Origin of the sequence: Bradyrhizobium sp. KB893862 SZCCT0404, from assembly GCF_018130885.1 — a bacterium.
GTDB classification, from domain to species: Bacteria; Pseudomonadota; Alphaproteobacteria; order Rhizobiales; family Xanthobacteraceae; genus Bradyrhizobium; species Bradyrhizobium stylosanthis.
This window is the reverse complement of the sequence record NZ_JAFCLT010000009.1, coordinates 210,464-230,598: the sequence shown is the minus strand read 5'-3', so window position 1 is coordinate 230,598 and position 20,135 is coordinate 210,464. Positions and strand designations below refer to the sequence as shown.

The following is a 20,135-nucleotide window of genomic DNA, read 5'->3' as shown; positions in this document are numbered from 1 at the left end:
GACCGGCCACGGCGTGGCAGTCACCTCGAATCCCGCATTTCAAGTAACCCTGCCTTTATAAAGCAGATGCGGCCGAGTGAAAGTATGAACCGCATTGCAAAATCGAGGTAAATCCTACGCAATCCCGCCGGTGGACGGCGGCGGCCGAACCGACTAAGCGGAATTTGAGACCGCCCGGACGGGCGAGAGGGGGCCGCTTGCATGCTGGGCATTCACGAAATCTGGCTTTTCATCCTCTCCGGCGTGCTGCTCAACATCACGCCAGGCCCTGATAGCGTCTATGTGATCGGCCGCAGCATGCAGATGGGCTGGCGGGGCGGCGCCGCCGCCGCTTTCGGCATCAGTTGCGGCTGTTTTTTCCATGTCGCGGGCGCGGCGATCGGTCTTTCGGCACTGTTGATGGCTTCGTCGACCGCCTTTTCGATCGTGAAGCTGGTCGGGGCGGCATATTTGGTCGTCACCGGCCTCCAGATGCTGTGGTCGCGGCCCGTGCTGGCGGCGGTCCGGGACGAGGCCGAGCGCAGCTCGCTGCGGCGGGTGTTCCTGCAGGGCGTGTTCACCAACGCGCTCAATCCCAAGGTCGCGCTGTTCTTCCTGGCGTTCCTGCCGCAATTCGTCGCAGCCGATGCGCCGCACAAGCCGCTCGCCTTCCTGACGCTCGGCCTGATCTTCATCTTCACGGGCACGCTGTGGTGCCTGGTGCTCGCCGCTTTCGCGGCCAAGGCCGCCAACCGGCTGCGGCACTCCGAGGGCGCCATCGCCTGGATCAACCGTGCGCTCGGCGGTCTCTTCATCTATCTCGGCATCCGCGTCGCCATGCTGGAGACGCGGTAGCTCGTTCGAACGAATGATGGATGCGTAGGGTGGGTTAGCCTTCGGCTGCGCAAAGCGCAGTCCGAGGCGTAACCCACCACTGTTCGTTTCCACAGAGACAGAAGAGGTGGGTTACGCCAGCGGCCGCGCTTCGCGCAGCCGCCAGCTAACCCACCCTACGATCTTCCCTCAGGCGAACTCCTTCGCCAGCGCGCTGCCGGCGAGATAGAGCCCGAGCAAAATCATCGCGATCAGGAACCAGCGGCGGAACGCTTCGGCCGGCATCCGCGCCCGCACGGACTGGCCGATGAACATGCCGGCAAAGGCCATCGCCATCCCGACTGCGCCCGGCACCGCATTGGCCGGCGTCAGCAATCCGCCCGCGGTGAGGTTGAAGGCGAGCGCCACCGTCGCGGTGGTGAAGAACACGCCGAGCGCCTGCACCAGCTCATCCTTCTCCATGCCGATCGCCTGCATGAACGGCATCGAGGGGATCACCTGCACGCCGGTCGAGGCCGAGATCGCGCCGGTGATCACGCCGACCACGCCGCCGACCCACTTCTCGTTTTTCGGCGCGACGCGAAACTGCAGCTTGTTCAGCCCGATCACGGCGTAGATGACCAGCAGCACGCCGAGCACGATCGTGCCGTAGCGCGCATGCGGGCCGGTCAGCGCGCCGGCATTGAGCCAGCAGCCGATCACGGTGCCGATCATCAGCGGCCACAACCGCCGCAGGATGTCCCGCAGATAGGGGCCGGCAAACGTCTGCCAGATATTGGTGACGATGGCGGGCACGATCACGATGGCGATGGCGCGGCTCGGGGCCATGCTCACGGCGAGCAGGCCCATGGAGACGGTCGGCAGGCCGAGCCCGATCACGCCCTTGACGAATCCGGCGAGCAGGAAGACCGCGGCGATGACGATGAGGAGAGGGTCGAACATGTCGGCACATTGACCCAAGGCGCACTCCGGCACAATCTGGAGGTTATGGAGCCAGCCTTCGTTCACGGCGAAGGCTCGAGCACGATCCGGAAAACGCGCGACCTTCCGCAGAGGTCATGCCCGAACAATGAGGTTTGGAGAAACCTGCCATGCGCTTCGATCTCGTCGATCTCCAGCTCTTCATCGCGGTCGCCGACCAGCGCAGCATCACCCGCGGCGCGGAGCGGTCGAACCTGGCGCTGGCCTCGGCCAGCGCGCGCATCAAGGGCCTCGAGGATGCGCTCGGCGTCGCCCTGCTCAAGCGCGGTCGCCGCGGCGTCGAGCTGACCGCGGCCGGCGAGAGCCTGCTCGACCATGCCCGGCTCGTGATCCACCAGGTCGACGCCATGCGCGGCGATCTCGCCGGCTTTGCCAGCGGCGTGCGCGCGAGCGTGCATTTTCTCGTCAACACCTCGGGGCTTTCGGAGCATCTGCCGAAGGCGCTGGCCGGCTTCCTGCGCGAGCATCGCGACGTTGCCATCGACATCGAGGAGCGCGAGAGCACCGACATCGCGGCCGCGATCACCGCCGGCGCCGCCGATCTCGGCTTCGCCGCCGAGCACGCGCTGCCCGATCATATCGAGCGCTTCGTCTTCAGCGAGGATCACCTGACGCTGGTGACGTCGAAGCGCGGCCCGTTCGCGGGCCGCCGCCAGATCGATTTTCAGGAGGCGGGCGCCTGCGACTTCGTCGGGCTCACCAGTGCCACCGCGCTTCAGATGCACATTTCGAAGCACGCCGCCCGGCTCGGCATGCGCCCGCATTACCGGGCGCGCCTGCGCGACTTCGACGCGATCTGCCAGATGGTCGCCGCCGACGTCGGCATCGCCCTGGTGCCGATATCCGCCGCCCGCCGCTGCGCCAGGCTGATGCCGCTCGCCATGGTCCGCCTGCGCGACGCCTGGGCCAACCGCAAGCTCGTGATCTGCGCCCGCAGCTTCAAGACGCTGCCGCGGCCGGCCAAGATGCTGGTGGAGCATCTGCGGGCAGAGGCGGTGTGAGAGATTGTTGCCCGAGTTGGCATGAGCCTCGATCCCCGCACCGAGCACAACTGCGCTCCCTCCCCCCTTGCGGGGGAGGGCGGGGGAGAGGGGTAGCCCAGCAAAAGGCGTGAGAGTCGCGAAGAAATTCTTCGTGCGATCGATGGAGTCCCCGTGTGAACCCCTCTCCCTAGCCTCCCCCGCAAGGGGGGGAGGGAACGCACCGGTCGTGTTGAGGCCGGCCCTAACCCTCCCATGGGGGAGTGAGCCTACTTCGCCGTCTCGACCCCGGCGTCCTTGATCACCTTGGCCCACTTCTTGGTCTCATCGGCGATGAAGGCGCGAAAATGCTCCGGCTCGTCGCCGACCAGCGTGGCGCCCTGCTGGGCGAGCTTCTCCTTCACGCCAGGATCCGCCATCGCCTTGGTCGCCAGCGCATGCAGCGCGGTGACGATCTCCTTCGGCGTGCCCTTGGGCGCGACCATGCCGTACCAGTTCTCGACGCGCAGATCGGGGAAACCGGCCTCCGCAAGCGTCGGCACCTCGGGCGCGGTCGGTGCGCGCTCGGCCGACCCCATCGCGATCGGCTTCAAGGCGCCGGCCTTGACCTGTGGCAGCAGCACCGGGAGATCGAGGAAGGTCATCTGCACCTGCTGGCCCAGCAGATCGTTCACCGCGGGCGCGGCGCCGCGATAGGGCACGTGGACGATGTCGATCTTCGCCGTCAGCTTGAACAATTCGCCGGCGAGATGCGGCAGGCTGCCGGGGCCGGAGGAGGCGAAGTTGAGCTTGCCCGGCTGCGCCTTCGCCAGCGCGATCAGCTCACTGACGTCCTTGACGGGCACGTTGGTGGCGACCACCAGCATTTCCGGCACGGTCGCAACAAGCGTCACCGGCGCGAGGTCGGTCTGGGTGTCGTAGGCGACCCGTTCCATGCTCGGGCTGATCGCGAGCGCGCCGGCCGAGGAGATCGCGATGGTGTAGCCGTCGGGCGGGGCCTTGGAGACCGCGTCGGTGCCGAGCACGCCGCCCTGGCCGCCGCGATTGTCGATCAGCACCGGCTGGCCCGACAGCTCCGACATGCGCTGGCCGATCACGCGGGCGATGATGTCATTGGGCCCGCCGGCCGGGAACGGCACGATCAGCTTGATCGGCTTTGCCGGAAAATTCTGCGCCGACGCCAATGACGGCAGCAGCAACAGCAATCCCAACAACAATCCAGCCGGCAGCCTGCGTGAGATGGTCATGCAAGCCTCCCGCTCGCGTCTGTTATTGGTTGAGCAGCTTCAGTGCTTCTTCGTGGACCCTGGCGTCGCCGGCCGCGACGATGCGGCCGCCGCCCTGGGCCGGCTTGCCTTCCCAGGTGGTGACGACACCGCCGGCTCCGGTCACGATCGGGATCAGCGCCGCGATATCGTAGGGCTTCAGCTCGGTCTCGACCACGAGGTCGACATGGCCGGCCGCCAGCATGCAATAGGAGTAGCAGTCGCCGCCATAGCGCGACAGCCGGGCGCCCTTCTCGATCCGGCCGAAGATGGCGCGGTCGCGCTCGTTCATCAGCAGCGGGGAGGTGGTGTAGGTCGTCGCTTCCGACAGCGAGGCGCAGCGGCGGACCTGGAGGCGGCGCTCGCCGGAGGGGCCCTTGTAGGTGGCCGAGCCGTTGTCGCCGGAAAAGCGCTCGCCGATGAAGGGCTGGTGCATCATGCCGTACACCGGCGTGCCCTTGTGCAGCAGCGCGATCAGCGTGCCCCAGATCGGAAAGCCGCCGATGAAGGATTTCGTGCCGTCGATGGGGTCGAGCACCCAGACATAGTCGGCGTCCTCGCGCTCATTGCCGAATTCCTCGCCGACGATGCCGTGCTGGGGGAAGCTCGCCTTGATCAGCCGCCGCATCACCGCCTCGGCGGCGCGGTCGGCCTCGGTGACGGGGTCGAAATCCTTGGTCTTGCTCTTGTCGTCGATCGACAGCGAGGTGCGGAAGAACGGCAGGATGGTTTCGCCGGAGGCGGTGGCGAGCCGTCCGATGAAGGCGGAGAAGTCGATCACCGTCACGGCAAATCCCCAAAAGCGAAAGTCAGGTGAAGCTCGCTCCTGCCTAGCTCAATTCGCCTCCCGCGTGCAGCGCTGTCTTGGCTTTGCACCCTGGTATTTTGGATGCCCCAGGGTCCCTGCCTCATTCGAGTCATCCGCTGGCCAAATATCGATCACAGAGTTGAAAACTTAGTTCCGACCATGCCTTGTTCGTATGCAAATGACTATCAACCCATTGAATTTCCTTATCAAAGAAACTGAATCTGGGTTTCCATAGAAGCAATTGAGCCATGTGCATACTGCATGGGAAACGGCTCGAAAGCCCTTGCACTTTGTGCGGCGCGGCCGCATATTGTTGCGGTGCGGTAGCGCTCTGCGTTACCGCTGCCCTCCTTGGGCGTTTCCTCCCTAGACTTGGGCCGCTTCTTCGTTAGAAGCGGCCCTTTTTTCTGTCCGCTCCAATTTCAGTTTGATGCGCAGAGGCAAGCGAAGCGAAAACGCGTTCGCGCCAATCGCGCGCGTCCGATCGCCAAGACAGAACAGCAGAAAAAGTTTGGCCTATTCCGCCGCGGCCTGGAACGGGCCGAGATCGGCGAACGGGATCGTGGTCGCCAGCACGTCGGCGAGCACGCCGAAATCGGCAGCCACTTGCGCGAAGCGCGGGCCGCGCTCGCGCCGCCGCTCGTCCATGTAGATGGCGCGGTTGAGCTCGAGCTGCACCGCATGCAGCCCGCTCGCGGGGTTGCCGTAATGCTCGGTGATGAAGCCGCCGGCATAGGGCTTGTTGCGGCCGATCGAATAGCCGAGCCCGGTCATGGTCTCCTCGACCCTGTCGGGGAGCAGCGGCGTGCAGCTCGTGCCGTAGCGGTCGCCGATCACGATGTCGGGCCGGCGCGGCTCGTCCCTGGAGACGCCGACCGACGGCATCGAGTGGCAGTCGACCAGCACCACGGTGCCGAACATCTGGTGCACCTTGTTGATCAGCCGGCGCAGTGCGCGATGATAGGGCTTGTACAGCGTCTCGATCCGTCCCAGCGCATCGTCGACCAGGATGCGGTCGCGATAGATCTCCTGGCCGTCGCCGACCACGCGCGGAATGGTGCCGAGGCCGCCCGCGACCCGCATCGAGCGGGTGTTGGCGAAGCTCGGCAGGCGGCCGGTGAACATGCGGGGATCGAGCTCATAGGGCTCGCGATTGACGTCGACATAGGAGCGGGGAAAGTTGACCCGCACCGTTGGAAAGCCGCGCGCGCTCAAATGGCCGGTCAGCTCGTCCATGAAGGAATCTTCGGACCGCCTGAGCTGTGGAAGGTCGATCCGCGAGGCCGCCAGGAATTCGTCCGGATAGGTCGAGCCGGAATGGGGCGAGTTGAAGATGACAGGCGCGCGCCATTCGGCGGGCTCGAAGATTTCGAACGCTGGCGACACCTCGCCGTCAAACCGGGTCATCTTCTCAGGCTTCGTCCCTTCGCGCCGCGCGATCCGGCATGAACCCGGATCGAATGATTCGGCCGGTCGAGCGGCTCTTATGTGTCGTCATTGTCCGGAATCGCAACCATTCTGCCAAGCGAAAAGATGTGATCGGCCCCTGGAACAGGTCTTAACCGTGCGGACAGGCAAGCGGGGACGGCTTGGTGCGGCTCGATTGATTCGGAGCCCGTTCGGGTCCACAAGGGACCGGCAGCGCGAGCCGGCTTGGGGTTAAGATTTTCACCCCAAATTTACCCTCTGTCGGGCTTAGTAACCTCTGCTGATATCCTCTGGGGATTCGACGTTTCCTGCCATGCCAAAGATCCTGCTCGCCGAAGACGACAACGATATGCGCCGTTTCCTGGTCAAGGCGCTGGAAAACGCCGGTTTTCAGGTCTCGTCCCACGACAACGGCATGGCCGCCTATCAGCGGTTGCGGGAAGAGCCGTTCGAGATGCTGCTGACCGACATCGTGATGCCGGAAATGGACGGCATCGAGCTCGCCCGCCGGGCCTCGGAACTCGACCCCGACATCAAGATCATGTTCATCACCGGCTTCGCCGCGGTCGCCCTGAACTCGGATTCGGACGCCCCCAAGAACGCCAAGGTGCTGTCCAAGCCCGTGCATCTGCGCGAATTGGTCAGCGAAGTGAACAAGATGCTGGCGGCCTAAATCGGCCTCCTTCCGTCCTTGCGCAGGGTCCCCTGAGCCGTTATAGGGACCCCACCCGACGTAAGTGGACTATTAGGGCACGTAGCTCAGCGGGAGAGCACTACCTTGACATGGTAGGGGTCACAGGTTCGATCCCTGTCGTGCCCACCACGCTTCGCCAAAAGGCTTCGCGTGGCACAGCCACGCCCAATGATGGCGAAGCGTGTCCGGCGAAGCTCGCAGAGCGAAGACGGACTGCATCCTCCTCTGCCCTGGAACGCGTCCGCCCACTCCGGCATTGTTCCGGCATGCCCAAGCGGCTCACAAAGACCTCCGCAAAATCCTTCAAACGCGGCGACCACGTCAGCTGGAATTCCGAGGCCGGCCGGGTGCGCGGCCATGTCCTGCGCGTCCACACCAGGGATGTCGACTACAAGGGCTACACGCACCACGCCTCGCCTGATGATCCGCAATACGAAATCAAGAGCGACAAGACCGACCACGTCGCCCTGCACAAGGGCCGGGCGCTGCGACTGCTGCGGACCTGAGTCCGCAGCCCGGATGCCGCATCCCTCTACTTCAGTTCCGTATTCGCGATCGGCATGATCGAGGCAACCGACCAGCCGTCCGCATCCCGGACGTAGGTCTGGCTGATCAGGAACGTGTTCTGCTGCGGTGGCTTGCCCGGCAGGGCGCGCGTGAACACGATCGGCACGAGGACCTGCATGACCTCGCTCGAGATCACGGCGACGTGGAATTTCGACATGTCGGGTTCGAGGTGCCAGGTGCCCTCGTAATAGGTTTTGAAGCGGTCGGCGACGGCATCGCGTCCCCGCGTCTCGATGTTCCGCGCAAACAGCAGCGTCGCCGGCGAATTCCAGAGCAGGGCTTTCACATCGTCCGCGTTGTGCGCATTCTGCGCGGTAATGAACCTCTCGAAGATGGCGCGTGCCTCGGCTTCGTTTGCCGCGGCCAGTGCGGGTGCGGCCGGCCAGTACGCCGCCGCGAGAAACAGCGCTGCGGCGATGGCCGCAAGACGGCGACGTCGCACCGAAGGCCGTGGCCTGGCGTTATCCTGAGACATCTCGGGTCGGATCATGTTCACCTCTCGTCATTTGCCGTCGGCATTTGAATGGTGACCGTCATACCATCCATGGACGCGGTGACGTTTCAGGAACGCACGATCGGCGGCCGTCGTGACCTCACGGACGCGTGGGCCTTCGGTGCAACGGGCAAACGCTCGCCGCCGGCATCAAGCTGCGCTATCATCCCGCGCCTTCGTAGCCCGGATGGAGCGAAGCGCAATCCGGGGCAAGTGCATCCTGGCGACCGCGCTGTCCCGGATTACGCTTACGCTCCATCCGGGCTACGCCCCATCATCCCGTGACGCGAGCCCGCCCATGACCGTGTCCGTCATCGAACAGGCCAAGATCCAGGCCCAGGTGCTGGTGCCGCTGGTCAAGGCACTGCAGGCCGAGCTTGGCGCGGCGCGCGCCAACGCGATCGTGCGCAAGGCGCTCGGCGATCTCTATCGCGGCTTTGGCGAGGAGTTCTGGCAGGCGAAGAACGAGGCCGATCTCGGCAAGGCCGTGTCCTCGGCCTTCAGGACCTATGCCCGTGACGACGCGCTCGCCTATGACGTGATCGAGCAGACACCGGACTCCTTCGCGTTCGACGTGAAGCGCTGCGCCTATGCCGAGTTCTACAAGGCGCTCGGCGAGCCCGAGCTCGGCTTTCTCCTGGTCTGCACCGCGGACTTCGCGACCGCGGAAGGGTTTGGCCCCGACGTCAGGCTCGCGCGCACGCAGACGATCATGCAGGGCGCCGACCATTGCGATTTCCGCTACCGGCGCGATAGCGGCGGCGCGCCATGAAGGGAATGTCGATGATCCGGACCATCTGCCTTGCCATAACGATGTCGGCGCTGCTTGCCCCGCGCGCCGACGCTGGGATCATCGACTGGCAGGCCGAGCTCCAGCGCTGCCGCGAGCTGCGCCAGACCGTGGCGCCGCTGCTTCAGGCCGGCGAGGGGATATCCGCCGTCGGCCGCTCCAACCGATCCGTCCGCCGCTGCATCTGGGTCCAGCGCATGGCGGTACGGAAGAAGATCCCGGGCGCGGAGACTTGGTAGCCTCGCGGGTAGGCGGCGATGTGTTCAAGTCCATATCCGTCACCCTGAGGTGGCCGCTTCTTCAGCGGCCCTCGAAGGGCGACGGCCCCGCTATGTCCGGGCCGTTCATCCTTCGAGGCTCTCGGCGCGATGCTGAGCATCGCGCCACTCGCGCCTCCAGCGACAACCGCTTAGCGGTTGCGCGGGGATGACGGGCTCGAAACATTGCGCCCGAGCAGCAACTCCTTCAGCCCGGTCGGATAGAGCTGTGGCCCGCCATCCACGTCGAGCTCAGCAAGATCGAACCAGCGCGCGACGATCTCTTCGCCATTGTCCTCGCGGAAATCGATGCGGTCCCGGCCGGCGAATGCGCCCTCTGGAAACGCGACCTCGGCGATGAACATCACCTCGTGCCCGGTCGATCCCTCGTGCACGAAAATGTTCTCCAGCATCAACGGCTCGCTTGTGATGCTGATGTCGATGCCGAGCTCTTCGTTGAATTCACGCACGAGAGCGGCCTGCCAGCTTTCGCCGAACTCGATCTCGCCGCCGAGCGGGCGCACGCCCTTGATCCGCCCCGCATCGTCGCGCACCTCGGCCGCAAGCAGCCGCCCGTCCCGCCAGTGCAGGCCGATCGCGACGACGCGGATGCGGGGATGTGGACGCCATGTGGTCATGGGGGGATCGTTATCGCGCGCGCCGCCGCTGCGCAACGGCGTGCGAAAGCCTCGCAGTCTTGATCCGGGACTCACCGCCTGTCATTGTCCGGTCATCCGCAAAGATGAAAGAAGGCGAGATGAGCAGTGTGAACAAGCCCGGCGGCAACTATTTGCCGGTGATCATCCATGGCGGGATTGCGTATGTCAGCGGTCAGCTGCCGCGTCGCGGCGAAGACCTGCTGTATGCGGGCAAGGTCGGCGCGGGCGTCGATATCGCGGCCGCACAGGAAGCCGCGGCCCTTTGCGCCGATCTCTGTGTTGCCGCCATCAACCACGCAACGGGCGGAGAGGACAGGATCGTCCAGGTCCTGCAGCTCGTGGGATACGTCGCCTCGGCGCCCGGATTTGCCCAGCAGTCGCAAGTCATGAACGGTGCCTCCGACCGGCTGATCGAACGCCTCGGCGATCGCGGTCGTCACACGCGGACGTCCGTCGGCGTCGCCGAGCTGCCGCGCGGGGCTCCCGTCGAGCTGAGCATGATTGCCGCCGTCCGCTCGTAGGCCCGTCGATCGGTGATCGACGCCGCGACCGGCGGCCTCACGCGACGAGATATTTCTTCACCGCGGCCTCGTCCCACGCGATTCCGTTGCCCGGCTCTTCGCCCGGCAGCGCATAGCCGTCCTTGATCTGCAGCCGCGTCGACAGCACCGCGTCGGCCCAGTCGACATATTCCAGCCAGTGCGCGGTCGGCGTCACGCAGAGCAGATGCGCGCTGACCTCCGAGAACAGGTGCGTCGACATCTCGATCCCTGCGGCATGTGCCAGCGCGGCGGCACGGAGCCAGCCGGTGACGCCGCCGATGCGCTGCACGTCGGGCATCACATAGTCGCAGGCCTCCGCGGACAATGCGGATTGCATGGAGAACGCGCTGTCGAAATTCTCGCCGATCTGGACTGGCGTCCCCAGCGCATCGGCGAAGCGGGCGCAGCCGGCGTAGTCGTCGTGACGGATCGGCTCCTCGATCCAGCTCAGGCCCTCGTCGTCGAGCATCTCGCCGCGGCGGATCGCCTCGGTGACGGTGAGCGCCTGGTTGTAGTCGCACATCAGCGTCACGTCGTCTCCGACCGCCTTGCGCACCGCGCGCACGACGGCGAGATCGTCCCGCGCATCGCTGCGGCCGACGCGGATCTTCGCGGCGTGAAAACCCTCGGCCAGCAGCTTGTGGGCCTCCTCCACCGCGGCGCCCGCGGGCATGATGCCGAGCCCTTTCGAATTGTAGGCCCTGACCGGCTTCGGCGCGCCGCCGAGCAGCCGCGCCAGCGGCAGGCCTCTGCTGCGCGCCAGCGCATCCCACGCCGCCATGTCGATGCCGGATTGCGCCAGCCGCTGCAGGCCGGCGAGCCCAAGCAGGGTGAAGCGCTGGCTCAGCTTGCGCTCGATCTCGAACGGCAGGAGCTCATCGCTGGCGATGAGCTCCGACATCTCCGTGACCATCGCGGTTAGCGGCTTCAATGCCGAAGGCGTGATCGAGAACAGATAGGCGTGCCCCACCGCGCCCTGGTCGGTCTCGCAGTCGATCAGCACCAGCGGCGCCTTTGCCACGGCCCCGGTCGAGGTTTTCAGCGGCAGGTTCATCGGCACGATCACGGGGCGCGCGTTGAAGCGCTTGATGCGGACGGTCTCGGTCATTCGGAGGGGCTCCCGGCGGAGTGAATGCAGGTTCATGCCGATCTTAGACGATTGCGATGAAACGAAAAGCCGCCTGCCGCGACCACCATAAATGGGGGTTGCGCGGACCCGGGTTTATTGGCTCTGTGCCGCCGCAGGCTGTGCCGCAAATCCCGGTGATTTGCGACAAGATTGCACACAACGGAGCCAGAGAGTGAAACAAGAGATCTCCGAAGAACAGCGCAAGAGCGGCCTCCTGACCGGCGCTGCGATCGCCTTCCTCCTGCTCGCCCTGCCGCTGGCGGTGTGGCTGGACCTGACCGAGCTCTCCAAGACCGCGCTACGCCGCCAGGCGATCGATCTGAACTCGGTGATCACGAGCGTGCGCAGCTATTACGCGTCGAACGTCGTCGGGCGCATCCTCGCCAACCCCAACGGCACGACCAGGGTCGTGCACAATTACGAGTCGGTTCCCGGCGCGATCCCGATCCCGGCCACGCTGTCGCTCGAGCTCGGCCGGGTGATCGGCGCGCAGCAGGAGAACATCACCTACCGTTTCGTCTCGGACGTCCCGTTCCAGAACCGCGCGCCGCACCAGCTCGACAAGTTCGAGAAGGACGCGCTGGACGCGCTGCGCAGGGATCCCGAGCAGAAGATCGTGGAGACCGAGACCTCGCTGTTCAACGACAAGGTCCGCCTCGTCGCGCCGGTGACCATGGGCCCGGCCTGCGTGAGCTGCCATAACAGCCACCCCGAGAGCCCGAAGAAGGACTGGAAGGTCGGCGATGTCAGAGGCATCCAGGAGGTGATCATCGCCCAGCCGATCGCCGCCAACATCTTCTCGTTCAAGTTCCTGCTGGCCTATTTCCTGATCGCCGCCGGCAGCGGCCTGTCGTTCCTCTCGCTGCAGCGCCGCCAGGCGCGCCGCATCAAGGGCATGAACAAGGAGCTCGAATCCGCCAACGACTTCCTGGCCTCGCTGTCGATGAAGATCTCGCGCTACATCCCGCCGCAGGTCTACAAGAGCATCTTCTCCGGCCAGAAGGACGTCACCATCCACACCGAACGCAAGAAGCTCACCATCTTCTTCTCCGACATCCAGAATTTCACCGCGACCGCCGAGCGGCTGCAGCCGGAGCAGCTGACCCAGCTCCTCAACGAGTACTTCACCGAGATGTCGGCGATCGCTCTCGAATATGGCGGGACCGTCGACAAGTTCATCGGCGATGCCATGCTGATCTTCTTCGGCGATCCCGAGACCAGGGGCGACCGCGCGGACGCGCAGGCCTGCCTGCAGATGGCCTGGCGCATGCAGCAGCGCCTTGCCGAACTCAATGCGAAGTGGCGGGCGTCCGGCATCGAGCAGCCGTTCCGCTCGCGCATGGGCATCAATTCCGGCTATTGCAATGTCGGCAATTTCGGCAGCAGCGACCGCATGGACTACACCATCATCGGTGCCGAGGCGAACCTTGCCGCGCGCCTGCAATCGATCGCCGAGCCCGGCGGCATCGTGCTGAGCTACGAGACCTTTGCCCTCGTCAGCGACATCGTCCGCGCCCACGCGCTGCCGGCGATCACGATGAAGGGCATCAGCCGCGAGGTCATTCCCTATTCGGTGGACGCGCTGAACGACGCCGCCGCGGAAAAGAGTGGCATCATCACCGAGCGCGCACCGGGGCTCGAGCTCTATCTCGACCCGGCCGTGGTGAAATCCGGCGACGCCGCCCGCGTCCGCACGCTGCTGGAGAACGCCCTGGCCTCGCTCAAGCCGGCGTGAGGGGGGTGATTGAGCCCGGATGTCGCCAACGGACCGGTGCGCTCCCTCTCCCGCTTGCGGGAGAGGGTAGGGGTGAGGGCTCCTTCCTCTTGGGGGATCTCGATTGCGGATGCACCCTCTCCCCGACCCTCCCCCGCAAGCGGGGGAGGGAGCGCACCTTCTTCGCGGTACAGGTGTGAAGCCTAACTCACCTTGCCGCACCTTCCGTGAACGCCGTCTCGATCACCTCGCCGAAGGGCTGCCAGGAACGGCCGTCGAACTGGACCAGTCGCATCTGCCGGATCGGCAGATAGCGCTCCGGCGAGGTGCTCATCCTGATATTGGGCAACGCGACGGACGGCTGATAACTCTTCAGCGAAGCGGCCTGGTGCATGATGTTGTCGCGCGAGAAATCGTCGCCGCACTGCTTCAGCACCTGCGTCAGCGCCTCGGCCGCGGCATAGCCGTAGAGCGCGGCGCTGTTGTTGGTGCTTTCGACGTGGTGGTACTTGTCCATGAAGGCGAACCATTCCTTCATGGCGGGGTCGTCCTTCCATGCGGGATCGCTCGGGTCCTTCAGGAAGGCCGCCGAGACCACGCCGGCCGAATTTTCCAGTCCCGCGGGCGCCATTGCATTGGCGATCGAGGCGGAGGCATCGTTCACGATGAAGACCGGACGCCATTTGAGCGACGCCGCCAGCTTGATCACCTTGGCGGCCGTCGACGGCACGCCGAGGAAGATGAAGACGTCGGCGCCGGTGCGCTTGAGGATCGAGACATGCCCGTCGAGATGCTCGTCCGTCATGTCGAAGGCGATGTCGACGAGGACTTGACGGTTGAGATCGCCGAGACCTTCCTGGATACCCTTATAGAGCAGGCGGCCGAACTGGTCGTTCTGCCACAGCACGACGATCTTCTTCTTCGGGTAGTAGGCCTGGATGTAGTTGGCGTAGATGCGCCCCTCCGACCGGAACGACGGCTGCCAGCCCATGGTCCAGGGAAACGCCTTGGCCTGGCTCAGGTCCTCGTCGCCGGAGGCGACGAACAGCTGCGGGATTTTCCTCTCGTTCAGATACCAGCGCGTGGCAATATTGCCGGGCGTGCCGAACGAGCCGAACATCAAATGCACGTCGTCCTTCTCGACGAGGCCGCGTGTCAGCTCCAGCGCGCTTGCCGGATCGGAATTGTCGTCGCGGGTGATGAAGCGGATCTTGCGGCCGTTGATGCCGCCGCGCGCGTTGACCATGTCGAAATAGGCGGCCTCCGCCTGGCCGATCGCGCCGAATTCCGACAGCGGGCCCGAATACGGCATGACATTGCCGATGCGGATCTCTTTGTCGCTTGCCGGTTGCTCGGAGTGCTGCTGCTGCGACATCGCGCCGAGCGAGGCGGCGGCGGCAATCGAGACGAACAATAGTCTGCCGGTGACGCGCATGCTCGACACCTTGTCGTTGGCCCCCAACGAGGTCGGCTCATTCCGCACCCAGGCGAGTTGATTTAGGTCAAGCGTTTGGCAAAGCTGTGGCCGGCTGCGACAGCCGGGGATGAAACGGCAGGCGTGCTGACAGGCTGCTACGGCCGCCGCGCGCGCGGTTCGCGCAGCCCGCGCCAGCGGGTGGGGGCAACGCCGCTCCAGCGCTCGAAGGCCCGGCTGAAATGGGCGGGGTCGTCATAGCCGAGCATGGACGCAATGTCGCCGATCGATCGGTCAGTCTGGCACAACAGCCGCACCGCCCGGCGCTGCAGCGCGTTTCGCAGCAGGTCGCTGTAGCTCAGGCCCAATTCGCCGAGCCTGCGTTGCAACGTTCGTCTTGCAAGTCCCGACCGGCTTCCGATGCGTGAAAGGGTGGGACGCCGGTCGAGCAGCTCCAATTCGATCAGGACGGACAGACGGCCCGGCAGGTCTTCCGGATCCGGCAGGTCAAAAATGCGCCCGAGCTCGCTTGCGCTCAGCCCATCCTCCTGTTCGAGATCCGGATTGACCGATGTCAGCAGCCGCCGGTCGAAAACGATCGCGCTGGCGGCGTTGCCGATAGCCGTATCGGTCCCCATCAATTCGCCGACCGGACATCGCAGCCGGCTTGGGAGATCCGCAAGGACGATCCGGTCCGGCAGCCAGCAGGCGCCGGCGAAATGCCTGACGACGGCGATCATGTACCAGATCGCGAGCATCTCGTTCTGCTGGCGCCCGTCGCGCGCGGGGTCCGCCAGTTCATACGACCAGTGAATGTCGTTGTCGTAACGACGGACGACCAGCTGCGTGGCGTTCTGCAGCATGTGCGGCAGGCTGGTTCCGGCGCGCTGGATCGCCTCGAGCAAGGTCGGAGCCTGGGCCACCCACCTGCCGAAGACTCCGAGGCCCGACATCGAGGTCTGGCGACCGAGCCGGGCCGCAAAGACTTCGTCGTGCAATTCCCGCGACGTCACCATCAACAGCCGGAAATGATCGCGCAGCGGCAGCAGCGCGTCGGGTGATTCCAGCAAGGCGAGGGGAAGATCGGCGCGGCGAAACACCCGCTCGATCGATCCTCCGGCCGCGGTCACGACCCCGGCGATCGGGCCGAGCGTGCTCGCGCGTGTGTAACCGGTCTGGTGCATCTGCCCTCACGCGCCAAACCGGCGGCCAGATCGGCACGTCATGGCAGGCTGAATTCGGTGCGAAAGCATAGCATCCGGATTCCCGGGGACTACGGCCAAACGCCCGTGTCGAACCGGGGCAGGGAGGAATGCATGTGCTTTGCTTGTCTTGGCTTCTCGTCGCCGGCCGGGAAAATTTCCCGGCGCGATGTCATGTTGCGTGCGTCGGCGCTCGGTTTGGCGCTGCCCTTTGCCGGTCCGGCATTGCAGACGGCGCGCGCGGCAGAGCAGAGCGCGCCGGCGGATCCGGTGAGCGGCATCAAGGACATCATCGCGAAGGCGAATTCACCGGAGCTGGTTGCCTACAAGACGTTCGAGATCAACGGCACCGATCTGCCCTGGACCGATCTCGATCTCGACGCGACACGGGGCCAGCAGGTGACGTTCCTGCTCGGCGGTCGCATGTGGCTGTCGCGCGAGCACGATCTCTGGTTCGGCCCCGGCCTGATCTTCCACGCGCGCTCGCGCGGGCAACGGCCGATTTACAATCCGATGCTGGATACGGGAACGATGACGGCCTCCCACGATGGCCGCATCGAGGTCGCGCGTTCGGCTGCGGAATGGGCCAACGAGGATGGTGCCCTCGCTACGCCGCAAGACATCTACAAGAAGGCGGATGTGAAGATCACGGGGATCGCGCTGCTGTGGCGCGGGGACGCCGCGGCGGGCGTCAAGAGTCTGCTGGCGCATGGCGATGTCGGCGGTCTGCTCAAATCCGAGTTGGCGCGCATCGGGCGTGGCGGCAAGCTGCCGCCGGGCTGGTCGAACCTGCTCGGCTTTGGCGGCGGGCAGGAAGTCTTCAGCCAGGACGCCGGCGGCGAGATCGTTTGCGACATCACGGGCCATGTCAGCATCATCGAGCGGCCGCTGCCGCTGCCTTTGGCCTCTCGTCCGCGCCTCGCATGGCGCTGGAAGATCGATCAATTGCCCTCCGTCGTCGCGGAGGATCAGGCAGCGACCCACGACTATCTCTCGATCGGCGTGAAGTTCGAGGACGGGCAGGACCTGACCTATGTCTGGAGCGAATATTTGCCTGAAGGCAAGGTCTTCCGGTGCCCGCTGCCGGCCTGGAATGCGATCGAGACGCATATGATCGTCCGTTCCGGAAATGCCGGGCTCGGCAGCTGGCAGGCGCACGAACGCGACGTCGCCGCGGACTACGCCGCCCATATCGGCGGATCGGCGAAGGCCATCTCGAAAATCTGGCTGCTGGCCGTGGCCCCGTTCCAGCGCCGCCACGGCGCGTGTCGCTACGCCGATATCAAGATCACCACCGGCGACAATGCCGTGCACAAGGTGTAGTGCGCGAGGAGAGCAATGCTTCGGTATCGGTAGTGGGCTCCCTCTCCCGCTTGCGTGGGAGGGTTGGGGTGGGGTGCTTCCGCCTCGGGATTGCTAGCAACTGCAGAAATTATCCCAGCGCGGTGAGAGCCCTCACCCGCCGCGCGTCGGCCTCGCCCGCAAGCGGGAGAGGCGGGGCAAGCTCGCGAGCGGTCCTCGTGAAATCCACATGTGATAGCCCTGTCTTTGTGGGGAGGGCGGGGGAGAGGGGTAGCCCAGCAAATGGTGTGAGCTCGTCGTCGTGCCGCACCGCTACGGCAGCCCGCGCGCCTCGAGCTGGTGCACCAGCAGCAGCGTCGGCTCGGCGAGGCTGTCGCCGGAGCCATCCAGGCCAAACGCAGCGGCGATGCCGTCGCGGTTGCGCAGCATCGCACTGCGCGGGCAGTGGCCGGCGCCGCAGAGCGTCTTCTTCAGCGTCTCGCCCTGGGCCACGACACCGGCGGTATCGTCCGCCGCCCAGGCCAGCACGATCGGCACGTCGACATTGAGAATGCCGGGGAAGACCGACCGGTTGTCGTACTGGGTTGCGTCCGTGCCGAGATAAGCCTTCTCGCTGTCGCTTGCGTCCTTGCCCACGCGATAGAAGCCCGACACCAGAACGACGCCGGCGACGTCGGCGCGGTCGGTCTGCAGCTCGGGATGCGCCAGCAGCGTGGCGAGGTGGAAGGCGCCGGCGCCGTAGCCGACCGCGACGATCTCGCGGGCATCGCCATTGAACAGGTCGATATTGCCGTGGATCCAGGATAGCGCCGCCGCCACGTCGGTCGCCCCCATCGGCCAGGTCGCCGACGGTGCCAGCCGATAATTGACGCGGACCCCGATCATGTCGTTGCGCGCGGCAAAGCACATCGCCTGGTCCTGGATCTGGCGCGACAGCTCCGGCGCGGCGCGGTCGCCGGTGAAGGTGTCGCCGGTCACGAACAGCAGCACCGGCCGCGGCGTGTCCGCCTTGGTCGCGCTGGTGGCGACATCGAGCACATTGGCTTCGCTCTCGCCGTAACGCAGGCCGCGCGAGAAGCTGACCTGCTCGCACAGCCGCGCGGTGCCGCCGGCCGTGGTGTCGGAATCGGTGAGGCCGATCCGAACCAGATCGGACGGCGCGGTCAGCCGCGCCGGCACCGGACCATGCGCGGAGGCTGCGGTGACGGTCAGAACAAGGAAAAATGCGAGGTAATTCTTCATGATAAGTGCCGGGCAATGCGTGCCCGATATTGGCGCACGGGTTTGGCCTGTCTTCTCAATTCGCCATATTAGTTGCTGGTGTTGGGGCGATTTCACGGCACTCGCGGCCGGTGCGTCGTTCCCGCGTCAATTCCCCGGCTGGAACGTGCAATCGGCCCCGCTGCCGTCCTTGCGCCTGATCGCATTGGGATCGATCGTGCAGCTCAGCTTGGAAAGGCTCTCGAAATTCGAGCCCGCGGCGCCGTCGGGCGGCACGCCCGCCAGCGCTTCGGTGGCGAAGATCTCGTTGGCGGTGGACCCGTTCACCGTCTTCACCTTCTTGCCGAACGTCACCTCGCAATTGCGAATGGTGATGTCGACATTGCCGGTGCGGCAGACGATCCGGTCCGCGGTCACCACGATGGCCTTCTTGTAGGGAACGTCGGCATTTGCGGCGAACAGCATCGCCACCGCCTTCTTCTCGGGCCCGGTGAGATCAGGCGACAGCGGCGCGATCACGCCCGCGAGCGCCAGCGCGGTCGCGCCCGAGACCTTTGCGGGCGTGCCGGCGGCGGCGAGGGGGCATGTGCCCGCGAGAACGAGGGCGCAGGCGAGGATCGCTTGACCGGGCTTCATGCCGCTCCCCCCAGCTTCACGCGGCTTTCTTGCGCTTGGCCATCTTCTTCGCGGTCTTCTTGACGGTTTTCTTGGCCGCCTTCTTGGCCTTCTTCGCCGCCTTCTGGGCCGCGAGATAGGCCTCGACCTTCTTGGAGGAGTGGCCGGCCGCTGCGACCGCGGCCTTCAGCTTGGCCGGGGTGATCTTGAACTTCTTCGACCAGTAGCGGACCTCATAGGCCTCGCCGAGCGCGATCCGGCTCTTGTCGGCGGCACGGTGCTTCTGGAGCTTGATGTATTCCTCGACCTTCCTGGCGGAGTGGCCGACCTTCTTGACGGCGTATTTCAGCTTGGCCGGCGTCACCTTGAACTTCTTGGACCAGTAGGCGACTTCGTATTTCTCGGTGAGCGCGATCAGCGCGCGGTCAGCTCCGCCCCGCTTCGCCTTGTTGTCGGCCATGCTTCCCTCCTGCCGTGGACTGCTTGCAGTCTAGCATGCAACCGGATTTGGAAGGCAAGACGCGCACTTTGCTCCGGTTGCGCGGAGCGGCCGTTTTGCACCGGTGAGTCAAGCCGTTGCGTCACGCCGCCTCGCCCTATGCCGGACTGCGGCCTCTACTGTGCATGGGGTTGTTTTCGCAGTTTTTGTTTGGGAGGGGCTGTCACGTCAGCTTCATCGTCCGGAAGGTGATGGAGCAGCGCCGTGCCTCGACCGGCGGGATGCTGTGCTCCCACTCCGATCGCGCCTCGCCGTCCATCATGTAGAGCGAGCGCGGCAGGGCCTCGAGCGTGTGGCGTTCCCACTTGGTGCCGCTGCGCCGGCGGAAACGGAATTTGCAGGGAGAGCCGAGCGACAGGCCGAGCACCTTGTCGAAATGCGGCTTGTCGCGGTGCCAGCCGATGCCGACGCCAGCGTCGTATTCGGTGCACAGCACCTGCCGCACGCTGCCCTCGGCGAGCCCTGCCCATGCCTCGACCTGCCGTGCGACCGGCTGCACCCACACGGGGATCGGCTCGGCCTCGGTGAGCCGCTGCAGCGTGTAGTCATAGCGGTAGCCGAAGGAGGCCACCCGGCGGTTGCCCTCGAAGGCGCCGAACTCAAAGCGCTGGAGCGGCAATGCTGCGATGCGGCCGATCAGATCGTGCTCGGTGGCGGCGTCGATAAAATTGTCGGTATGGCGAAGTCCGGCCGGGCCTGCGTCCGGCTCGGCGAACAAACCAAGCTGCGTCATTCCTCGCATTTCCGTGATGGAACCTAATG

General features: G+C 65.4%; 22 protein-coding genes and 1 tRNA gene. 10 read left to right on the top strand and 13 right to left on the bottom strand.

All coding sequences use genetic code 11. The features are described from left to right. The first annotated feature begins 201 nt into the window (after positions 1–201). On the top strand, positions 202–834 hold the full coding sequence (locus JQ617_RS30895) for a LysE family translocator (protein ID WP_212029614.1): 633 nt from the start codon (positions 202–204) through the stop codon (positions 832–834). A gap of 168 nt (positions 835–1,002) precedes the next feature. On the opposite strand, the gene JQ617_RS30890 is transcribed toward JQ617_RS30895, so the two are convergent. Then, positions 1,003–1,755 (bottom strand): sulfite exporter TauE/SafE family protein, encoded by a 753-nt coding sequence (locus JQ617_RS30890; RefSeq protein WP_063686997.1) that lies wholly within the window; start codon positions 1,753–1,755, stop codon positions 1,003–1,005. A 149-nt stretch (positions 1,756–1,904) separates the two neighbouring features. Between JQ617_RS30890 and JQ617_RS30885 the strand changes: the two genes are divergently transcribed. Next, positions 1,905–2,795 (top strand): LysR substrate-binding domain-containing protein, encoded by an 891-nt coding sequence (locus JQ617_RS30885; RefSeq protein WP_063686999.1) that lies wholly within the window; start codon positions 1,905–1,907, stop codon positions 2,793–2,795. A 248-nt stretch (positions 2,796–3,043) separates the two neighbouring features. On the opposite strand, the gene JQ617_RS30880 is transcribed toward JQ617_RS30885, so the two are convergent. The 3 genes from JQ617_RS30880 to JQ617_RS30870 form a co-directional block, all read right to left on the bottom strand. Then, positions 3,044–4,021, bottom strand: a complete 978-nt coding sequence (locus JQ617_RS30880) for a Bug family tripartite tricarboxylate transporter substrate binding protein (RefSeq protein WP_212029613.1) — start codon at positions 4,019–4,021, stop codon at positions 3,044–3,046. A 22-nt stretch (positions 4,022–4,043) separates the two neighbouring features. Beyond that, entirely contained in the window at positions 4,044–4,826 is a 783-nt protein-coding gene (gene hisN, locus JQ617_RS30875; RefSeq protein ID WP_063687003.1) for a histidinol-phosphatase, read from the bottom strand. A 537-nt stretch (positions 4,827–5,363) separates the two neighbouring features. Then, the gene (locus JQ617_RS30870; protein ID WP_212029612.1) at positions 5,364–6,254 is read right to left on the bottom strand and encodes an N-formylglutamate amidohydrolase; all 891 of its coding nucleotides are present in this window, start codon (positions 6,252–6,254) and stop codon (positions 5,364–5,366) included. A gap of 334 nt (positions 6,255–6,588) precedes the next feature. On the opposite strand from JQ617_RS30870, the gene cpdR reads away from it, so the two are divergent. The 3 genes from cpdR to JQ617_RS30855 all read left to right on the top strand — a co-directional run bounded on the left by cpdR (position 6,589) and on the right by JQ617_RS30855 (position 7,475). Beyond that, the gene (gene cpdR / locus JQ617_RS30865; RefSeq protein WP_007597092.1) at positions 6,589–6,948 is read left to right on the top strand and encodes a cell cycle two-component system response regulator CpdR; all 360 of its coding nucleotides are present in this window, start codon (positions 6,589–6,591) and stop codon (positions 6,946–6,948) included. Between the two features lie 75 nt (positions 6,949–7,023). After that, positions 7,024–7,098 (top strand) — tRNA-Val (locus tag JQ617_RS30860). Between the two features lie 137 nt (positions 7,099–7,235). Further along, on the top strand, positions 7,236–7,475 hold the full coding sequence (locus tag JQ617_RS30855; protein WP_212029611.1) for a hypervirulence associated TUDOR domain-containing protein: 240 nt from the start codon (positions 7,236–7,238) through the stop codon (positions 7,473–7,475). A 26-nt stretch (positions 7,476–7,501) separates the two neighbouring features. Here JQ617_RS30855 and JQ617_RS30850 read toward each other — a convergent pair whose 3' ends face one another. Next, a complete protein-coding gene (locus JQ617_RS30850) occupies positions 7,502–8,026 on the bottom strand; it encodes a Cif family virulence factor (RefSeq protein WP_212029610.1) in 525 nt (174 codons plus the stop codon). A gap of 301 nt (positions 8,027–8,327) precedes the next feature. Here JQ617_RS30850 and JQ617_RS30845 point away from each other — a divergent pair, with 301 nt between their 5' ends. Beyond that, positions 8,328–8,801 carry an L-2-amino-thiazoline-4-carboxylic acid hydrolase gene (locus tag JQ617_RS30845; protein WP_212029609.1) on the top strand — a complete coding sequence of 158 codons (474 nt, stop codon included), beginning with the start codon at positions 8,328–8,330 and terminating at the stop codon, positions 8,799–8,801. 11 nt (positions 8,802–8,812) lie between these two features. After that, the gene (locus JQ617_RS30840; RefSeq protein ID WP_212029608.1) at positions 8,813–9,058 is read left to right on the top strand and encodes a hypothetical protein; all 246 of its coding nucleotides are present in this window, start codon (positions 8,813–8,815) and stop codon (positions 9,056–9,058) included. A 170-nt stretch (positions 9,059–9,228) separates the two neighbouring features. Here the strand turns inward: JQ617_RS30840 and JQ617_RS30835 are convergent, their stop codons facing one another. Continuing rightward, the gene (locus JQ617_RS30835) at positions 9,229–9,714 is read right to left on the bottom strand and encodes an NUDIX hydrolase (RefSeq protein WP_212029607.1); all 486 of its coding nucleotides are present in this window, start codon (positions 9,712–9,714) and stop codon (positions 9,229–9,231) included. Positions 9,715–9,833: 119 nt separating this feature from the next. Here JQ617_RS30835 and JQ617_RS30830 point away from each other — a divergent pair, with 119 nt between their 5' ends. Beyond that, positions 9,834–10,256 carry a RidA family protein gene (locus JQ617_RS30830; protein ID WP_212029606.1) on the top strand — a complete coding sequence of 141 codons (423 nt, stop codon included), beginning with the start codon at positions 9,834–9,836 and terminating at the stop codon, positions 10,254–10,256. 37 nt (positions 10,257–10,293) lie between these two features. On the opposite strand, the gene JQ617_RS30825 is transcribed toward JQ617_RS30830, so the two are convergent. Beyond that, positions 10,294–11,385, bottom strand: coding sequence for an enolase C-terminal domain-like protein (locus JQ617_RS30825; protein WP_212029605.1), 1,092 nt, complete (start codon positions 11,383–11,385; stop codon positions 10,294–10,296). A 193-nt stretch (positions 11,386–11,578) separates the two neighbouring features. Here JQ617_RS30825 and JQ617_RS30820 point away from each other — a divergent pair, with 193 nt between their 5' ends. Continuing rightward, complete coding sequence (locus JQ617_RS30820) at positions 11,579–13,141, top strand: adenylate/guanylate cyclase domain-containing protein (RefSeq protein WP_212029604.1); 1,563 nt, start codon at positions 11,579–11,581, stop codon at positions 13,139–13,141. A 187-nt stretch (positions 13,142–13,328) separates the two neighbouring features. Here the strand turns inward: JQ617_RS30820 and JQ617_RS30815 are convergent, their stop codons facing one another. Both JQ617_RS30815 and JQ617_RS30810 read right to left on the bottom strand, forming a co-directional pair. After that, positions 13,329–14,555, bottom strand: coding sequence for an ABC transporter substrate-binding protein (locus JQ617_RS30815; protein ID WP_212029756.1), 1,227 nt, complete (start codon positions 14,553–14,555; stop codon positions 13,329–13,331). Between the two features lie 137 nt (positions 14,556–14,692). Further along, a complete protein-coding gene (locus JQ617_RS30810; protein WP_212029603.1) occupies positions 14,693–15,718 on the bottom strand; it encodes an AraC family transcriptional regulator in 1,026 nt (341 codons plus the stop codon). A 192-nt stretch (positions 15,719–15,910) separates the two neighbouring features. Between JQ617_RS30810 and JQ617_RS30805 the strand changes: the two genes are divergently transcribed. Continuing rightward, positions 15,911–17,059 carry a DUF3047 domain-containing protein gene (locus JQ617_RS30805; RefSeq protein WP_249157696.1) on the top strand — a complete coding sequence of 383 codons (1,149 nt, stop codon included), beginning with the start codon at positions 15,911–15,913 and terminating at the stop codon, positions 17,057–17,059. A gap of 291 nt (positions 17,060–17,350) precedes the next feature. On the opposite strand, the gene JQ617_RS30800 is transcribed toward JQ617_RS30805, so the two are convergent. The 4 genes from JQ617_RS30800 to JQ617_RS30785 all read right to left on the bottom strand — a co-directional run bounded on the left by JQ617_RS30800 (position 17,351) and on the right by JQ617_RS30785 (position 20,106). Further along, positions 17,351–18,280, bottom strand: coding sequence for an alpha/beta hydrolase (locus tag JQ617_RS30800; RefSeq protein WP_212029601.1), 930 nt, complete (start codon positions 18,278–18,280; stop codon positions 17,351–17,353). Positions 18,281–18,406: 126 nt separating this feature from the next. After that, the gene (locus tag JQ617_RS30795) at positions 18,407–18,895 is read right to left on the bottom strand and encodes a hypothetical protein (RefSeq protein ID WP_212029600.1); all 489 of its coding nucleotides are present in this window, start codon (positions 18,893–18,895) and stop codon (positions 18,407–18,409) included. A 16-nt stretch (positions 18,896–18,911) separates the two neighbouring features. Beyond that, positions 18,912–19,334, bottom strand: coding sequence for a DUF3606 domain-containing protein (locus tag JQ617_RS30790; protein WP_212029599.1), 423 nt, complete (start codon positions 19,332–19,334; stop codon positions 18,912–18,914). Positions 19,335–19,536: 202 nt separating this feature from the next. Then, on the bottom strand, positions 19,537–20,106 hold the full coding sequence (locus JQ617_RS30785) for an alpha-ketoglutarate-dependent dioxygenase AlkB (protein WP_212029598.1): 570 nt from the start codon (positions 20,104–20,106) through the stop codon (positions 19,537–19,539). Positions 20,107–20,135 lie beyond the last annotated feature (29 nt).